8 protein-coding genes are annotated in these 15,928 nt (G+C 72.3%); all 8 read left to right on the forward strand.

Annotation, left to right across the window (positions count from 1 at the left end):
• Positions 1–71 precede the first annotated feature (71 nt).
• The 8 genes from OG587_RS19975 (at position 72) to OG587_RS20010 (ending at position 15,927) form a co-directional block, all read left to right on the forward strand.
• Positions 72–740 (forward strand): L-ribulose-5-phosphate 4-epimerase, encoded by a 669-nt coding sequence (locus OG587_RS19975; RefSeq protein ID WP_329092454.1) that lies wholly within the window; start codon positions 72–74, stop codon positions 738–740.
• On the forward strand, positions 737–2,233 hold the full coding sequence (araA, locus tag OG587_RS19980; protein WP_329092456.1) for an L-arabinose isomerase: 1,497 nt from the start codon (positions 737–739) through the stop codon (positions 2,231–2,233). The genes OG587_RS19975 and araA overlap by 4 nt, the downstream gene beginning before the upstream one ends.
• Before the next feature lie 254 nt (positions 2,234–2,487).
• A complete protein-coding gene (locus OG587_RS19985; RefSeq protein WP_329092458.1) occupies positions 2,488–3,441 on the forward strand; it encodes a hypothetical protein in 954 nt (317 codons plus the stop codon).
• A gap of 199 nt (positions 3,442–3,640) precedes the next feature.
• Positions 3,641–9,529 carry a DNRLRE domain-containing protein gene (locus OG587_RS19990; RefSeq protein ID WP_329092460.1) on the forward strand — a complete coding sequence of 1,963 codons (5,889 nt, stop codon included), beginning with the start codon at positions 3,641–3,643 and terminating at the stop codon, positions 9,527–9,529.
• Positions 9,530–9,997: 468 nt separating this feature from the next.
• The gene (locus tag OG587_RS19995; protein ID WP_329092462.1) at positions 9,998–11,677 is read left to right on the forward strand and encodes an ABC transporter substrate-binding protein; all 1,680 of its coding nucleotides are present in this window, start codon (positions 9,998–10,000) and stop codon (positions 11,675–11,677) included.
• Positions 11,678–11,680: 3 nt separating this feature from the next.
• A complete protein-coding gene (locus tag OG587_RS20000; RefSeq protein WP_329092464.1) occupies positions 11,681–12,691 on the forward strand; it encodes an ABC transporter permease in 1,011 nt (336 codons plus the stop codon).
• On the forward strand, positions 12,691–13,782 hold the full coding sequence (locus OG587_RS20005; RefSeq protein WP_329092466.1) for an ABC transporter permease: 1,092 nt from the start codon (positions 12,691–12,693) through the stop codon (positions 13,780–13,782). The genes OG587_RS20000 and OG587_RS20005 overlap by 1 nt, the downstream gene beginning before the upstream one ends.
• Before the next feature lie 6 nt (positions 13,783–13,788).
• Positions 13,789–15,927: an ABC transporter ATP-binding protein gene (locus OG587_RS20010; protein ID WP_329092467.1), complete on the forward strand. Its 2,139-nt coding sequence runs from the start codon at positions 13,789–13,791 to the stop codon at positions 15,925–15,927.
• Position 15,928 lies beyond the last annotated feature (1 nt).

Below are 15,928 nucleotides of genomic sequence, written 5' to 3' on the forward strand. Positions count from 1 at the left end.
ATCGGGCGAGCACTGCCCCCGTCCCCGCGCGCGGCCGGGCGCTCTGCCGCGCACGGAACGGCGGCGGCCGGATGAGCGCCGTCGTCAGGAGACTGCGGGAGACGGTGTCCGCGCTCCACCAGGAGCTGGTCCGCTACAACCTCGTCGCCTGGACCGCGGGCAACGTCTCCGGGCGGGTCCCCGGTGAGGACCTGTTCGTCATCAAGCCGTCCGGGGTGACGTACGAGGACCTGACCCCCGAGTCGATCGTGGTGTGCGACCTGGACGGTGAGCCGGTCGAGGGCGGGCTGTCACCGTCCAGCGACACCGCCGCGCACGCGTACGTCTACCGGGCGATGCCGCGGGTGGGCGGGGTGGTGCACACCCACTCCACGTACGCCTCCGCCTGGGCGGCGCGGGGTGAGTCCATCCCGTGCGTGCTGACGGCGATGGCGGACGAGTTCGGCGGGGAGATACCGGCCGGGCCGTTCGCGCTGATCGGCGGGGACGACATCGGCAAGGGAATCGTCGCCACCCTGGACGGCCACCGCTCCCCGGCGGTCCTGATGCGCAACCACGGCGTCTTCACCGTCGGCGCGGACGCCCGCGCGGCCGTCAAGGCCGCGGTGATGTGCGAGGACGTCGCCCGTACCGTGCACATGGCCCGCCAACTGGGCGAGCCGCTGCCCATCGCGCAGCCGGACATCGACAGTTTGTACGACCGCTACCAGAACGTCTACGGGCAAAGGAGTCCGCGGTGACCCTCCACGAGCGTGAGATCTGGTTTCTCACCGGAAGTCAGGGCCTGTACGGCGAGGACACGCTGGCCCAGGTGGCGGAGCAGTCCCGGGGCATCGCCGGGCGGCTCGACGACGCCCTGGCGTTCCGGGTGGTGTGGAAGCCCGTGCTGACCGACGCCGCGTCGATCCGCCGGGTCTGCCTGGAGGCCAACGCCTCGGACGCCTGCGTCGGGGTGATCGCCTGGATGCACACGTTCTCCCCGGCCAAGATGTGGATCGCCGGGCTGGACGCGCTGCGCACGCCGCTGTTGCACCTGCACACCCAGGCCAACGTGGCGCTGCCGTGGAGTTCCATCGACATGGACTTCATGAACCTCAACCAGGCCGCCCACGGCGACCGCGAGTTCGGCTACGTCCAGTCCCGGCTGGGCGTGGCGCGCAAGACCGTCGCCGGGCACGTGAGCGACCCGGCCGTGGCGGCGCGCGTCGGCGCGTGGGCGCGGGCCGCGGCCGGGCGCGCGGAGATGGGCTCGCTGCGGCTGGCCCGCTTCGGCGACAACATGCGCGACGTGGCGGTCACCGAGGGCGACAAGGTGGAGGCGCAGCTGCGCTTCGGCGTCTCGGTCAACACCTACGGCGTCAACGACCTGGTCGCCGCCGTCGACGCCGCGGCGGACGCCGGCGTGGACGCCCTGACCGCCGAGTACGAGGACACCTACAAGGTCGCCCCCGAGCTGCGCGCCGGAGGCGAGCGCCACGACTCCCTGCGCTACGCCGCCCGCGTCGAGCTGGGACTGCGCCACTTCCTCACCGAGGGGGGTTTCGGCGCGTTCACCACCAACTTCGAGGACCTCGGCGGGCTGCGGCAGCTGCCGGGGCTCGCGGTGCAGCGGCTGATGGCCGACGGCTACGGCTTCGGCGGCGAGGGCGACTGGAAGACCTCGGTGCTGGTGCGGACCCTGAAGGTGATGTCGGCCGGGCTTGAGGGCGGCACCTCCTTCATGGAGGACTACACCTACCACCTGACCCCCGGCCAGGAGGTCATCCTGGGCGCGCACATGCTGGAGGTCTGCCCGACGATCGCCGCCGGGGTGCCCTCGTGCGAGATCCACCCGTTGGGCATCGGCGGGCGCGAGGACCCCGTCCGGCTGGTCTTCGACGCCGAACCCGGGCCCGCCGTGGTGATCGGCCTGTCCGACATGGGGGACCGGTTCAGGATGGTGGCCAACGAGATCGACGTGGTCACCCCCGCCGAGCCGCTGCCCAGCCTGCCCGTCGCCCGCGCGGTGTGGCGGCCCCGCCCCAACCTGAGCACCTCCGCCGAGGCGTGGCTGACCGCCGGAGGCCCGCACCACACCGTCCTGTCGTCCGCCCTGACCACCGAGGAGCTCACCGACCTCTCCGACATGCTCGGCGTCGAGCTGCTGGTCATCGACGCCGACACCACCTCCCGCCAGTTCGCCAAGGAGATCCGCTGGAACCAGGCGTACTACCGCCTCGCCCAAGGTTTCTGAACCGCCACACCACACGCCGCCCGGATCCTCCCCCGCCCCCCGGCGGGGTCGCGGTGAACATGAGGGATTGTCCGCCACGTTCACATGTCCGGCCGTTGAACGCCCGGCGTCCATCCGCTGCGCCCGCCTGGCCATTTCGTGATCACCAACTGTTCGCCGCCCGGACTTGAGAGATCACCTTGGTGTCCAATCAAGATCCATAGCTTTACGGCGCCCGCGTTAATCCCCAGCAACGCGGGCGGAAGGAACATCCCATGCGCATCGGCACACGGGCGGTCGTCGCCATAATGGCGGCGACACTCACGCTGAGCACTGCGATCATGAGCGGCACCCCTGCCGTCGCCGCCGACGACCCCGCTCTGGAGGCACTCACCCAGGTCGTCCCCGACATCGTCGAGGAGGCCAGGACCGTTCCCCCGACCGAGATCCCCGACGGCAACGTCCAGCGGGTGTTCTCGGTCGTCCCCGACCGCACGCTGCGGGTCGACGTCAGCGACGTGGAGATCGGCTTCGGTGTCCCCGAGGCCGCCGGTGCCGGTAACCAGGCCCTGCCCGGCCTGGTGACCTACGCCGCCACCCAGCCGAGCGTCGCCTACGCCCACCAGCGCACCGGACAGATCGCCCGCGTGCTGACCGTGATCAAGGACGCCTCCGCGCCCACCGAGTACCGCTTCCCGATCGTCGCTCCCGAGGGCAGCACCCTGGAGGTGGAGGAGGACGACCAGACGGTCCTCATCTACAACGAGGACGTGTACCTGGCGGAGATCGACGCCCCCTGGGCCAAGGACGCCAACGGCAACCCCGTGCCGACCAGCTACCGCGTCGAGGGCATGACGCTCATCCAGACCGTCAACCACGCGGGCGCGGCCTACCCCGTGGTCGCGGACCCGGCGCTCAAGCTGCAGTGCGAGTGGTGGAAGGCCATGTGCCGGCTCATCTTCTCGAAGGCCCTGACCAAGAAGATCTACAACACCTGGCTCTACGCCGGTGCCGCCGCTGCCGTCGAGGTACTGAAGGCGGCCTGCGACAAGATCAAGAACAGCAAGGTCAAGCTGATCTGCAAGGTGGCGGTCGCCGCCGGAATCGTCTCGTTCATCCGCAAGATCAGGGAAGCGGCGAACAAGAAGCAGTGCTTCGCGATCCGGGCGCAGTGGCCCGGTCCGATCACCTGGGGTGAGGTCCGCAGCAAGAGCTGCTCGGCCAAGTAGCAGTCGAACGTCGGCCAGTAGCCGATCACCGGCGCCCCCGTCCTCGTGGCGGGGGCGCCGTCGTGCACGGACATCCCGTCGGATCCTCCGGCGGCGCGGGCCCGACGCCGACGAGATCGCCCGGTCAGGGCGCCGTCACGCGCGGACACGCCACCGGATCCTCCTGTCGAACCGGATCACCTCTCTCCCCGGAGCACCGATGAACCACCTCCCGTCACGCGCGGGAACGCGGGCGATCGCCGGCGGCCTGGCCGCCCTCCTCGCCCTGACCGTCCTGAACACCTGGCAGACGGGAGCCGCGCTGGCGGCCGGCCCCGTACCCGGGCCCGCGACCGCCCCCGCCGACCCGTCCGCGACCGTCCCCGCGGTTCCCCCGGCGACCGCCGACCCGTCCACCGTGGGCGGCGCCGGTCCCGTCGCCCCCGACGAACCCTCGGCCAGGCTCACCGCCCGGCTCACCGGCAAGCGGGTCGAGGTGGAGTCCGCGCGGACCGAGACCGCCACGACCTACGCCAACCCCGACGGCTCGCTCACCGTGGAGGCGTTTGCCGGCCCGATCCGGTTCCGCCGGGACGGCAGATGGGCGCCGGTGGACATATCCCTCACGACGGCCCCGGACGGTGAGGTCGTGACCCGAGGACACCGTCGCGGGCTCCGGTTCGGCGGGCGTGGCGTCACGCGCCGGGGCGCGGAGGCCGTGGACCTCATCACCCTCGGAGAGGGGGACGCCAAGGTCACCCTGCAGTGGAAGGGCAGCCTGCCCGCGCCCCGGATCGCCGGTGAGAGCGCCACCTATCCCGAGGCGCTGCCCGGCGCCGACCTCGTCGTCTCCGCCACGCGGACCGGAGCCGAGCAGTTCCTTCTCCTCGACCGCGCTCCGGACCGGCCGCTGTCCTACTCGCTGAAGCTGAAGGCGCCCGGCATGAGGCCGCGCCAGACGGCGGACGGAGGTGTCGAGCTGACCGGCCGCGCCGGTGGGAGGGCCGGTGGGGAGGTCGTCACCATCCCCGCGCCCGTGATGTGGGACGCCCGGGTGGATCCCGGCTCCGGCGAGCATCGGCACCGCGCCAAGGTGGACATGAGGCTCTCCGGGGACGAGCTCGTGCTCACCCCGGACCCCGCGTTCCTCTCCGACCCGGCCACGGTCTATCCGGTCACCGTCGACCCGTCGCTGAACCTCGGCCAGGTCTTCGACACCTTCGTCCAGGAGGGGTACGGAACCGACCAGTCCGGCGCGACCGAGCTGAAGGTCGGCGACAACGGCGGCGGGCAGGTGGCCCGGTCCTTCATCACCTGGAAGACGCCCGGCATCGCGGGCAAGAAGATCCAGTCGGCCACGCTCAACCTGTGGAACTTCCACTCCTGGTCCTGTGAGGCCCGAAGCTGGGAGGTCTGGACGGCGAACAGGGCCTCGACCTCCTCGCGGTGGCCGGGGCCGGCGCTGGCCGCCCGCTACGCCACCTCCTCCCAGACCAAGGGATGGGGCACCGGCTGCGCGGACGGGTGGGTCAACGCCAACGTGACCTCGCTGGCGCAGCACTGGGCGGACAACGGCTGGACGGAGTCCGGCATCGGCCTGCGAGCCACCAGCGAGACCGACGAGTACGCCTGGAAGCGCTTCAACTCCGGCAACGCCTCCTCGCACGTGCCGTACATCGCGGTGACCTACAACTCCTACCCGACGAAGCCCCCGAGCACGTGGGTCACCCCTGGCGCCGCCTACGACGCGGTCAACTGGACCACCACCGTGACGCCGCAGCTCCAGGCCCACGTCGGCGACGCCGACGGTGGCAACGTGCGGGGCCTGTTCGACGTCTACGACGGCACCACCCTGGTCGTCGACAACCTGCTCGGCGGCTACGTCGCCAGCGGCAAGTTCTCGGCGGCGACCGTACCGGCGGGCAAGCTCGTCCCGGGCAGGACCTACACCGTCCGCGCCTGGTCCAACGACGGCTCGCTGAGCTCCACGGCCTACGCCACCCACACCTTCACCGTCGACACCGCCAAGCCGCCCGTGCCCACGGTCAGCTCGGCCGACTACCCCGCCGACGGCACCTGGCACGGCGGCGCGGGCAAGGCGGGCACCTTCACGGTCAAGCCCGCCTCCACCGACACCGGCTGGATCGCCCATCGCCTCGACGGCGGCGCGATCGTCAAGGTGCTCACCACGGGCGCCGCCAAGCAGGTCGTCGTGACGCCCGCCACGACCGGCGCCCACACGTTCCAGGCGTACACGATCGACAAGGCGGGCAACGCCTCCCCGACCGTCACCCACACCTTCAACGTCGGCTCCGGTACGGGAGCCGTCGCGCTCGTCTCGCCCGCGGACGGACGGCGTAGCACCGGGCAGGTCGGGCTGGCCGCTACCGGCGGCGGCTTCGACCGCGCCACGTTCCAGTGGCGGCGGGCCGAGACCGACGCCTGGGCCGACATCCCCGTGGCCCACGTGCTGGGCGCCGACGGCAGGCCCCTGGCCGCCTGGCCGGTCCCGGTCACCGTCGCCGGAGGTACGGGTACGGTCTCCGGGCTCACCTGGAACCTCTCCGGCCAGCTGGGCGGTGACGGCGCGGCGCAGGTGCGCGCGGTCCTGTCGACGGCCGGTGGGGTCACGGGTACCTCCGAGGTGGCCGACGTGGTCGCCGACCGCCGGGCCACCGGCGCCGCGGCGGACCCGATCGATCCCGGCGCACCGGCGGATCCGTCCGGTTCCCGTGCGGACGCGGACCCCTTCGCTCCCCGCGCGAACGAGGACCGGGCCGGTCAGGACGAGGCTCCGGGCGGGACCGCTCCCGCTCCCGGTTCCGATTCCAGCTCCGCTCCCGGCTCCGCTCCCGGTTCCGGCTCCGGCTCCGCTCCCGGCTCCGGCTCCGGTCCCGCTCCCGGTCCCGGCGCGGTGAACCTGCTGACCGGTGACCACGTCCTCCGGACGACCGAGGCGGCGGAGTTCGGCCTGTCGCTGTCCCGTACGGCCTCCTCGCGCGACCCGGAACTCGGCGCCCGGGTCACCGGCCTCGTCGCACCCTTCGGGCCCCAGTGGTCCGTGGGCGGCGCCTCCCCGTACGCCTCGCTGAGGGAGACCTCGGCGAGCTCGGCCGAGCTGCTGCTCGCCGACGGCACGCCGATCCAGTTCACGAGGACCGCGAGCGGCTGGAAACCGGAGAGGGGCGCCGAGGAGCTGACCCTCACCGGCACCTACACCCTCAGGGACCCCCGAGGGTCGGTGACCACCTTCACCAAGCAGGGGGAGGTCTACCTGCCCGGCGGCCACCTCTACGAGACCGTGGACGGCCGGAGCAGGCTGAAGGCGATCACCTCGGCGGGCGGCTGTTCCCTTCCCTCGCCCGTCGTGGGCTGCCGCGTCCTGGAACTGGTCTACGCGACCACGACCACCGCGAGCGGCACCGTCCTCGGCGACCAGGCGGGCCGGGTCAGCGAGGTGCTCTTCCACGGGGCCGTCCCCGGCGCCGCCGCCGGGCAGGCCGTGATGGGGGCACCGGTCGCGATCGCCCGGTACGCCTACGACGCGGCGGGCCGGTTGCGCGAGACCTGGGACCCCAGGATCGTCCCCGCGCTCAAGACCGCCTACGGCTACGACGCGGCGGGCCGCGTCGTCTCGCTCACCCCGCCGGGCGAACTGCCCTGGACCTACCGCCACGACACCGACGGCCGCCTGCTCGCGGCCACCCGGTCCACCCTCAGGCCCGGCACCGCCGACCAGGTCACGGGCGAGGCCACGACCAGCCTCGTGTACGGCGTACCGCTGGGGAAGGCGACGGGGGGACCGGCCGACCTGCTGCCCGCGCACACCGCCGTCTGGGGGCAGCGGGACAATCCCGTCACCGCCACCGCGATCTTCCCCGCCGACCAGCGGCCCGCCTCGAACACCGGCGCACAGGCCACCTGGAGCCGCGCCACGGTGAGCTACCTCAACGCGGACGGCCGGGCGGTGAACACCCTCGTCCCCGGCGGCCACCTCTCGGTCACCGAGTACGACCGGTCCGGCCACGCGGTGCGCGAGCTCACCGCGCACAACCGGGCGCTCGCCCTCGACGAGGAGAACTACCGTCTCGCCGAGCTGTCCATCACCCAGTTCGACGCGCCCGAGCGCGCCGAGCTGCTGTCCACCCGCTCGGTCCACGACGCCACCGGGCGGCGCGAGCTGGAGAGGGTCGGCCCGGTCCACATCATCACCCTGGAGGCGGATGTGCCCGGCGCGGAGGACGAGCTCCCCGCCGGATACGCGATCGGGGCCCGTACCCGTACCGTCACCACCTACGACGAGGGGCGGCCCGCCGACGCGGTCACCCGGGATCTGGCCACCACGGTCAGGGTCGGCGCCAGGATCGTCGGCAGGGAGCGCATGCCCGACACCGACGTGCGGACCACCACCATCGCGTACGACTGGGCCGTGGGACGGCCTGCCAGGGTCGTCCGGGACCCCGGAGGGCTGGCGATCACCACGGGCGCGGCCTACAACGCGGCGGGCGGCGTCACCAGGACCACCCGGCCCAAGGGTGCCGGGGTCGAGACCACCTACTACGAGTCCGGCGGCTCGGGAACCTGCGCCGGGCGTCCGGAATGGGCGGGACTGACCTGCCAGGAGAAGCCGGTCGGCAACGCGGGCTCGGTGCGTACCTTCACCCACACCCGGTTCGGCGACCGCGCCACCGTGACGGAGTCCGCCGGCGGTGTCACCACCACCGGCTACGACGCCGCGGGGCGTCCGGTCACGACGCTGGTCACCGGAGGTGTGGGGCAGCCGCTGCCCACGGCGGGCGTCCTCTACGACCCGGGTACCGGCAGGGTGCTTGAGGACCGGCGCCTCGACGGCACGGGCACGGTGACCGAACGGGTCGTGACGGCCTATGACCGGCTCGGCCGCGTGCTCTCCGTCACCGACGCCGACGGCGGGACCACCCGGACCGAGTACGACGCCCTGGGCCGACGTGCCAAGGTCGTCGACTCGGCCCCTTCGACCGTCACCTACGCCTACGACCACGCCGCCGAACCGCGCGGCCTGGTCACCTCCGTCACCGACTCGGTGGCGGGCGTGTTCACCGCCCGCTACGACGAGGAGGGCGTCATGACCACCGGTGACCTGCCGGGCGGCCTGCACGTGATGAGCCTGGTCGACGAGGTCGGAGCCGAGTTCGGCCGGATCTACACCAGGGACGACCTGGAGGGGCCGGTGATGATCGACCAGGTCTCCGCGTCGGTGCACGGGCAGACGATCCTGCACCTGCGCACCGACACGATGACCGACCGCACCCTCGGCTACGACGCGGCGGGGCGGCTGTCCTCCGTCCAGGAGTACATCGGCCTGACCTGCGCGGTGCGCGCCTACTCCTTCGACGCGAACACCAACCGGAGCCGCCTGGCCGCGCACAGCTCGGACGAGGACTGCCCGCGGCCGGACGATCCGGCCGCCACCGTCACCACCTACGCCCACGACGCGGCGGACCGGCTCACCGGTGACGGATACGGCTACGACGCGCTGGGCCGCACCACCTCGCTGCCGGGCGGCCGGACGGTGAACTACCACGTCAACGGCGTGCCGTACCGCCAGACGGCCGGTTCCTCGACGATGACCTGGGCACTCGACGCCAGGAACCGGATCCGGTCGGCGACCTCGGAGACGGGGACGGTCAAGGTCAGCCACTATGGTTCCGGGGACGACCGGCCCTCGTGGATCGTGGAGGACACCCGCGACGGCGAGATCACCAGGAACGTCGTCGGCCCCGACGGACGCCTGGCCGCGATCACCGCGAAGGCCGGGCCCGCGCGCCTGCAGCTCACCACCGTCCACGGCGACGTCGGCACCGAGCTGGAACTCGGCACCGGCGCCGCGACCGTGCTCGACTACGACGAGTACGGCGTGGCGCGGTCGGAGGCACGGCGCTACGGCTGGCTCGGGGGCCTGCGGCGCTCGGCGGAGACCGTCGACGGGACCGTCCTGATGGGCGCCCGTCTCTACGATCCCGCGCTCGGACGCTACCTCCAGCCCGTCGTCTCGGCCGCGGACGCGGGCAACCCCTACGAATCCTGGTCCGCCGACCCGGTGAACCACCGGAAGGCGGGTTCGCCGTGAGAGAAGGTTCCACAGGGCGACGACAGCGGTAGCGGGACAGGAATACCGCGTATGGAGCCGGAGGGCGTGGTGACGGTCAGTCGCTGTCGCAGCTGTCGTTCAGCAGGCGAGAGAGCACACTGACGGTCGCCGCGCCCGCCGCTTTTCCCGCCGCTCGCGCGTGGTTCGCCGTCCCGCCGTCCGGACGGGATCTCGGGGGTGCGCCCGGCCCTGTCGACAGGGTAGGGAGCGCCGGTCACATCTGGGCGTCGTTCTTGTGAAATTCAGTGAACATGGCCCAGTGTAATTGATCTTTGAGTTGCTCGATCGCCTTTCTGAGCACGGGTTTTCGTTCGTGAACAAGCATCGATCTCTTGTTCACCAAACTCAGGTCTGATAGAACAAACGGCACATGCAGGTCGGGTGAGCCGTCAGTGGAGCGATCCGCTAACCTCGCGGCCTATCCCTCATGGCCCCTGGAGGACTGCGATGCCCGGTTTCTCTCACCCCCACGGTCTGGTATCTCCCGAGCTGTCCCGTCGCTCGATCCTGCAGCTCGGGGGTGGGGTCGCCCTCCTCCTCGCGACCGGGTGCGCCGCGGGCACCAAGGCGGGCGGCTCAGGCACCCCCGCGGCGAGTGCCGCTCCCGGCGGGAGCGCCGCCCCCGCCGCCTCGGCGCTGCGGATCGCGGTGGGCAGCTACCTGAGCAGCTGGGACCAGGACTTCGTCGGATTCGACCTGACCGCGCTGATGCTCTACAAGAACGTCTTCCCCTACATGGTCGACTACGGGGTCACCTCGGTCGGCGACGGCCGGATCCTCGACACCGAGGCGATCGCCCCGACCTTCGCCGAGTCCTTCGAGCCCGACGCCGACAACAAGGTCTGGACCCTCAAGCTGCGCAAGGGCGTCAAGTTCGCCGGCGGCAACGAGATGACCGCCAAGGACGTCAAGTGGTCCAAGGACCGCGCCTTCGCCGCGAAGGCCAACGTCGCCGGGATCTACCGGCTGATCGGGCTCACCAGGGCCGACCAGGTCGAGGTGGTCGACGACTACACCGTGACGTTCACCCAGGCGTTCCCCAGTGCCCTCACCCGGCAGATCCAGGCCATCTCGCTGTACGTCTTCGACTCGGAGGAGGCCAAGAAGCACGCCACCGGCGACGACCCCTGGGCCAAGGAGTGGTTCGCCAAGAACCCCCCGACCGGCGGCTACTTCAACGTGGAGAAGGCGGTCCAGGGCCAGGAGATCCTGCTCACCGCCAACACCGGCTATCCCGGCACCGACGGCGCCAAGAGCGCCGAGATCAGGCTCACCGTGGTCCCCGCCGCCTCCAACCAGCGCCTCCAGCTGCAGAACGGCGACATCGACATCGCCTTCGGGATCGGCCAGCGCGACATCAAGGACCTCAAGACCACGCCGGGCATCAAGGTCATCTCCGCGCCGAGCAACAACCAGGTCGCCATCCAGATGTCGGTTACCACCGCGCCCTTCGACGACCCCGCGGTCCGCAGGGCGCTCGCCCACGCCGTCCCGTACGAGCAGATCATCGCCAACGTCTACGGCGGCGACGCGCGGCCCGCCAGGAGCGTCGTCCCGCTGGACATGCCCGGTTACTCCGAGACCGGCTACCCCTACGCCTACGACGTCGCCAAGGCGAAGGAGACGCTGGCCGGGGCGGGCAAGACCTCGGTCACCTCCGAGCTGGTCTTCCAGACCGACAGCGAGGAGCAGCAGCAGATCGCCGTCCTGGTGCAGAGCGAGGCCAGGAAGGCGGGCATCGAGCTCAAGCTCACCCCGCTCGACCCCGCCACGCTCGCCGAGCGCAGGGAGAAGAAGAACGTCCCGCTGCAGATCACCGTGGGCCAGCTCTGGGTCAACGACGTGGAGTACATGCTCGGGACCAGCTTCACCAAGGGCGCCAGCCTCAACTACTCCAACTACGTCAACGACGAGATCGAGAAGATCTTCGAGGACTCCCACACCGTCGTCGACGAGGCCGAGCGCGCCAAGCTCTGGCTGCGCGTGCAGGAGATCCTGGCCGGGGACGTGCCGTGGGTCGTCGTCTGCCAGCCCAACTTCAACCTTCCCGTCAGGGAGGAGGTGGCGGGGTGGGTCCAGCCGATGGACGGTCTGGCCCGGCTGCGCTACCTGAGCCTCGCCGGGTGATCCATGCGCATCCTCCGGTTCCTCCTCAGACGGCTGCTCCAGCTCGTCCCGGTGCTCCTCGGGGTGGTCGTCCTGACCTTCCTCCTCGTCAGGGTCCTGCCGGGCGACCCGATCCGTACCATCCTCGGCCCCAACGCCACGGAGGCCGACGCCGCCGCCGCGCGGGCCAGGTTCGGGCTGGACCAGCCCCTGTGGCGGCAGTTCCTCGACTACGTCGGGGGACTGTTCACCGGTGACTTCGGCACCTCCATCCAGAGCGGTGCCTCCGTGGGCTCCGAGATGGCCGTGCGCGTCGGGCCGACCGTGGAGCTCGTGGTGATCGCACTGGCCGTGGCGCTGGTGCTGGCCACGGTGCTCGGCATCTGGTCGGCGCGGAACGCGGGCCGGTTCGGCGACCACACCGTCCGCGTCGCGGCGCTCGTCGGCAACTCGGTGCCGGAGTTCTGGCTCGGCCTGGTGCTGGTCCTCGTCGGCTACAGCGTCCTGGGCTGGGCCCCGGCGCCCAGCGGCCGGGTGGACCCGGACACCGATCTCAGCCTGATCACCGGTGCCGACCTGCTCGACGCGGCGCTGACGGCGAACGGCCCCGCGTTCGTCTCCGCGCTGGAGCACCTCGTGCTGCCGGTGGCCACGCTGGTGATCGTCATCGTCGCGCCGCTGCTGCGCAGCGTCCGGGCCTCCGCGCTGGAGGTACTGGCCTCCGAGGCGTACGCGGCCGCCGCCGCGCACGGGCTCGGGGACCGGCTGCTGCTCCGCGGCTACCTGGTACGGGCCGCGCTGGTGCGGCTCCCCGCGCTGGCCGCCCTGGTGTTCGGCTTCTCCATCGGCTCGACCGTTCTCGTGGAGTACGTCTTCTCCTGGCAGGGCTTCGGGCAGTGGGCGCTGCGCGGCCTGCTCTACCGGGACTACCCGGTGGTGCAGGCGTCGGTGCTCGTGATCGCGCTGTTCTACGTGGTGGTGTTCCTCATCGCCGACGTCGTGCACGCGGTCCTCGACCCGAGAGTGAGGATCTGATGCCCGACGCCGAACGCGCCTCCGAGGCCGGAGCCGAACGCGCCTCCGAGGCCGGAGCCGGAGGCGCGTCCGAGGCCGACACCGGACGCGTACGGAAGCCCGGCGAGGCGCGTGCCCCGGAGCCCGCGCGTGCCCCGGAGCCCGCGCGTGCCCAGGACGGCGCGCGTGCCCCGAAGACAGTGCGTGCCCCGAAGACGGCACGTGCCCCGGAGACCGCGCGTGCCCCGGAGACCGCGCGTGCCCCGAAGACGGTGCGCGTCCGGGAGGCCGGTGGGGACCGCCGTTTCGCGTCGTCCCTGATCACGGCCGGATCCGCCGTCCTGGTGCTGGTCGCCGTGGCGGTCGTGTTCGCGCCGCTGCTGAGCGCGTGGGGTCCCGAGGAGATCGACCCCCTCGCGTCCCTCGCGCCGCCGGGCGGTGCCCACCCGCTGGGCACCGACCTCAACGGCATGGACGTGTGGAGCCGTGTCCTGCACGCCGCCAGGCTCGACGTCGGCATCGCGGTCGCCGCGGTCGCCCTGGCCGTGGTCGCGGGCAGCCTCGTCGGCCTGGTCGCCGGATACCGGGGCGGCTGGCCGGACGACGTGCTGATGCGGGTGCTCGACGTCTTCCAGGCGTTCCCCACCTTCATCCTGGCCCTCGCGGTGGCCGCGCTGCTCGGCGGCGGGACCGCCAACCTGGTCGCGGTGATCGCCCTGGTGAACGCGCCCGCGTACGCCCGGCTGGTGCGGGCCGAGGTGCGCTCCATCAGGGAACTGCCCTTCGTGGAGGCGTCCCGCGTCTCCGGCTCCTCCTTCTGGGGGGTGCTCTGGCGGCACGTCCTGCCCAACAGCCTGACGCCGGTGCGCGTCATCGCCCCGCTGAACTGCGGCTGGGCGATGCTCACGCTGGCCGGGCTGTCCTTCCTCGGGCTCGGCGTGCCGGTGCCCACCGCCGAGTGGGGAGCCATGATCAGCCTCGGTACCGGCGACGTCGTCGCCGGCCGGTGGTGGACCTCGGTACCGCCCGGTCTCTTCCTGCTGATCTGCGTCCTGGGCTTCAGCCTCCTCGGTGAGGGCCTGCAGGAACGCGCCGACTCCACGAGGAGGTGACGGACGATGACACTCCTGTCGATCGAGGACCTCTCCGTCGTGATCCACCGCCCCGGACGCCGGGTCGCCGCGCTGAGCGGGGTGAACCTGAGCGTCGAGCCCGGCGAGGTGGTCGGCCTGGTCGGCGAGAGCGGTGGCGGCAAGAGCATGGTGGCCCGCTCGATCGTGGGCCTGCCGCCCGGCGGCTCCCGTACGACCGGGCGGGTCCTGTTCGACGACGCCGACGTGCTGACGATGGGCGCCGCCGAGCTGGAGTCCTTCCGGGGGCACGGCGCCGCGATCTGCTTCCAGAACCCGCGCGGCGCACTCAGCCCCACCAGGACCGTCGGCCGCCAGCTCGTCGACCGGCTGGTCACCCACCGGGCGCTGGCCCCCGCCCCCGCCAGGGAGGTCGCCGCCGAGTTGTTCGAGTCGGTCGGCATCCGCAGCCCGAGGCGCCGCCTGGACGCCTACCCGCACGAGCTCTCCGGCGGCATGGCGCAGCGCGTCATGATCTCGCTGGCCACCGGGTGCGCCCCCGGCCTGCTGATCGCTGACGAGCCCACCACCGGGCTGGACGTGACCCTCACCAGGGAGATCCTCGGCCGCTTCCGGCTCGCCGCGAACGCCGAGCGGTGCGGCGTCCTGCTGATCTCCCACGACCTCGCCTCCATCGCGGAGGTCTGCGACCGCGTCGTGGTGCTCTACGCCGGGACGGTGGTCGAGAGCGGCCCCGGGCCGCAGGTGCTCGACGAGCCCGCCCACCCCTACACGCGGGCGCTGCTGCGCTCGGTGCCCGACATCGACGGGCGCCCGGTGACCGCCACCCCCGGCGTAATGCCGCTGCTCGCGGAGGCGCCGTCCTCCTGCCCGTTCGCGCCGCGCTGCGCGCACGCGACGGAGCTGTGCACGACGGAGCTCCCGCGCGCCGGGGCCCTGGCCTCGGACTGGAGCGTCGCCTGCTTCCACCCCCGATCCGGGCCCCTCACCGATCTCACCGGTCTCGCCGGCCCGCCTCCTCGGCCGTTCGCGGAGCCGCCCGCCCGTACGGCTCTCTCGTCCGGCGCGGGGGTGGGCTCCGGAGGGAGGACGGGCTCCGGCGCGGGGGCGGGTTCTGGAACGGGGACGGGCTCCGGCGCGGGGGCGGGTTCTGGAACGGGGACGGGTTCTGGCGAGAGGACGGGTTCTGGAACGAGGACGGGCGGAGAGGTGCTGCGCGTCGAGGACGCGCACGTCGTCTACGGTGCCCGCTTCGGCGGCGGGGGCCACCACGCCCTGCGCGGCGTCAGCCTCAGCGTCGCCGCGGGCGAGACCCTCGGCGTCGTCGGGGAGAGCGGCTGCGGCAAGAGCACGCTGGCCAGGTTGATGCTCGGGCTGGTACCGCCCTCCCGGGGGAAGGTCGAGGTGGCCGGGCGGGTCCTCTCCGAGCTGCGCGGCCGGGAGCTGCGCCGCCTGCGTACCCGGGCCCAGCTGGTCTTCCAGGACCCCGTGGGGTCGCTCAGCCCCCGGCGGACCGTGGAGGACGCGATCGGCGAGCCGCTGCGCGCAGCCGGGGTGCCCGCCTCGGAGCGCGCGTCGCGCGTCGCCCGAGTCCTGGAGCGCATGGAGCTGGACCCGTCGATCCTCGGGCGGCGCCCGCACGAGCTGTCCGGCGGGCAGGCGCAGCGCGTCGGCATCGCCCGCGCGCTCGTCGGCGATCCCGACCTGATCGTCTTCGACGAGCCGACCTCGGCGCTCGACGTCACCGTGCAGGCGCAGATCCTGAAGGTGATCGCCGAGGTGAGCGGCGACCGCTCGCGCGGCACGGTCCTCATCTCCCACGACCTGGCCGTCGTCCGGGGGTTCTGCGACCGCGTCGTGGTCCTCTACCTGGGGCGGGTCGTCGAGGAGGGGCCGGTGGAAGAGGTCTTCGGCAATCCCCTGCACCCCTACACCCGGGCGCTGCTGGCCGGTGCCCCGAGCCTCGGCGCCCGGTACGGCGGACCCCGGGTCGAACTGACCAAGGATCTGGAGGAGGCGGACGCCGCCGCGGGCTGTGCCCTCGCGCCGCGCTGTCCCTTCGCGACCGACGAGTGCCGGGAACGGGAGCAGGAACTCCGCCCGTACGACGCGAGCCTGGTCGCCTGCCGTCGCGTCGCCGAGATCCCCGCGCTGATCGAAAGGTGAC

Origin of the sequence: Streptosporangium sp. NBC_01469 (assembly GCF_036227305.1) — a bacterium.
Classification (GTDB): Bacteria; Actinomycetota; Actinomycetes; order Streptosporangiales; family Streptosporangiaceae; genus Streptosporangium.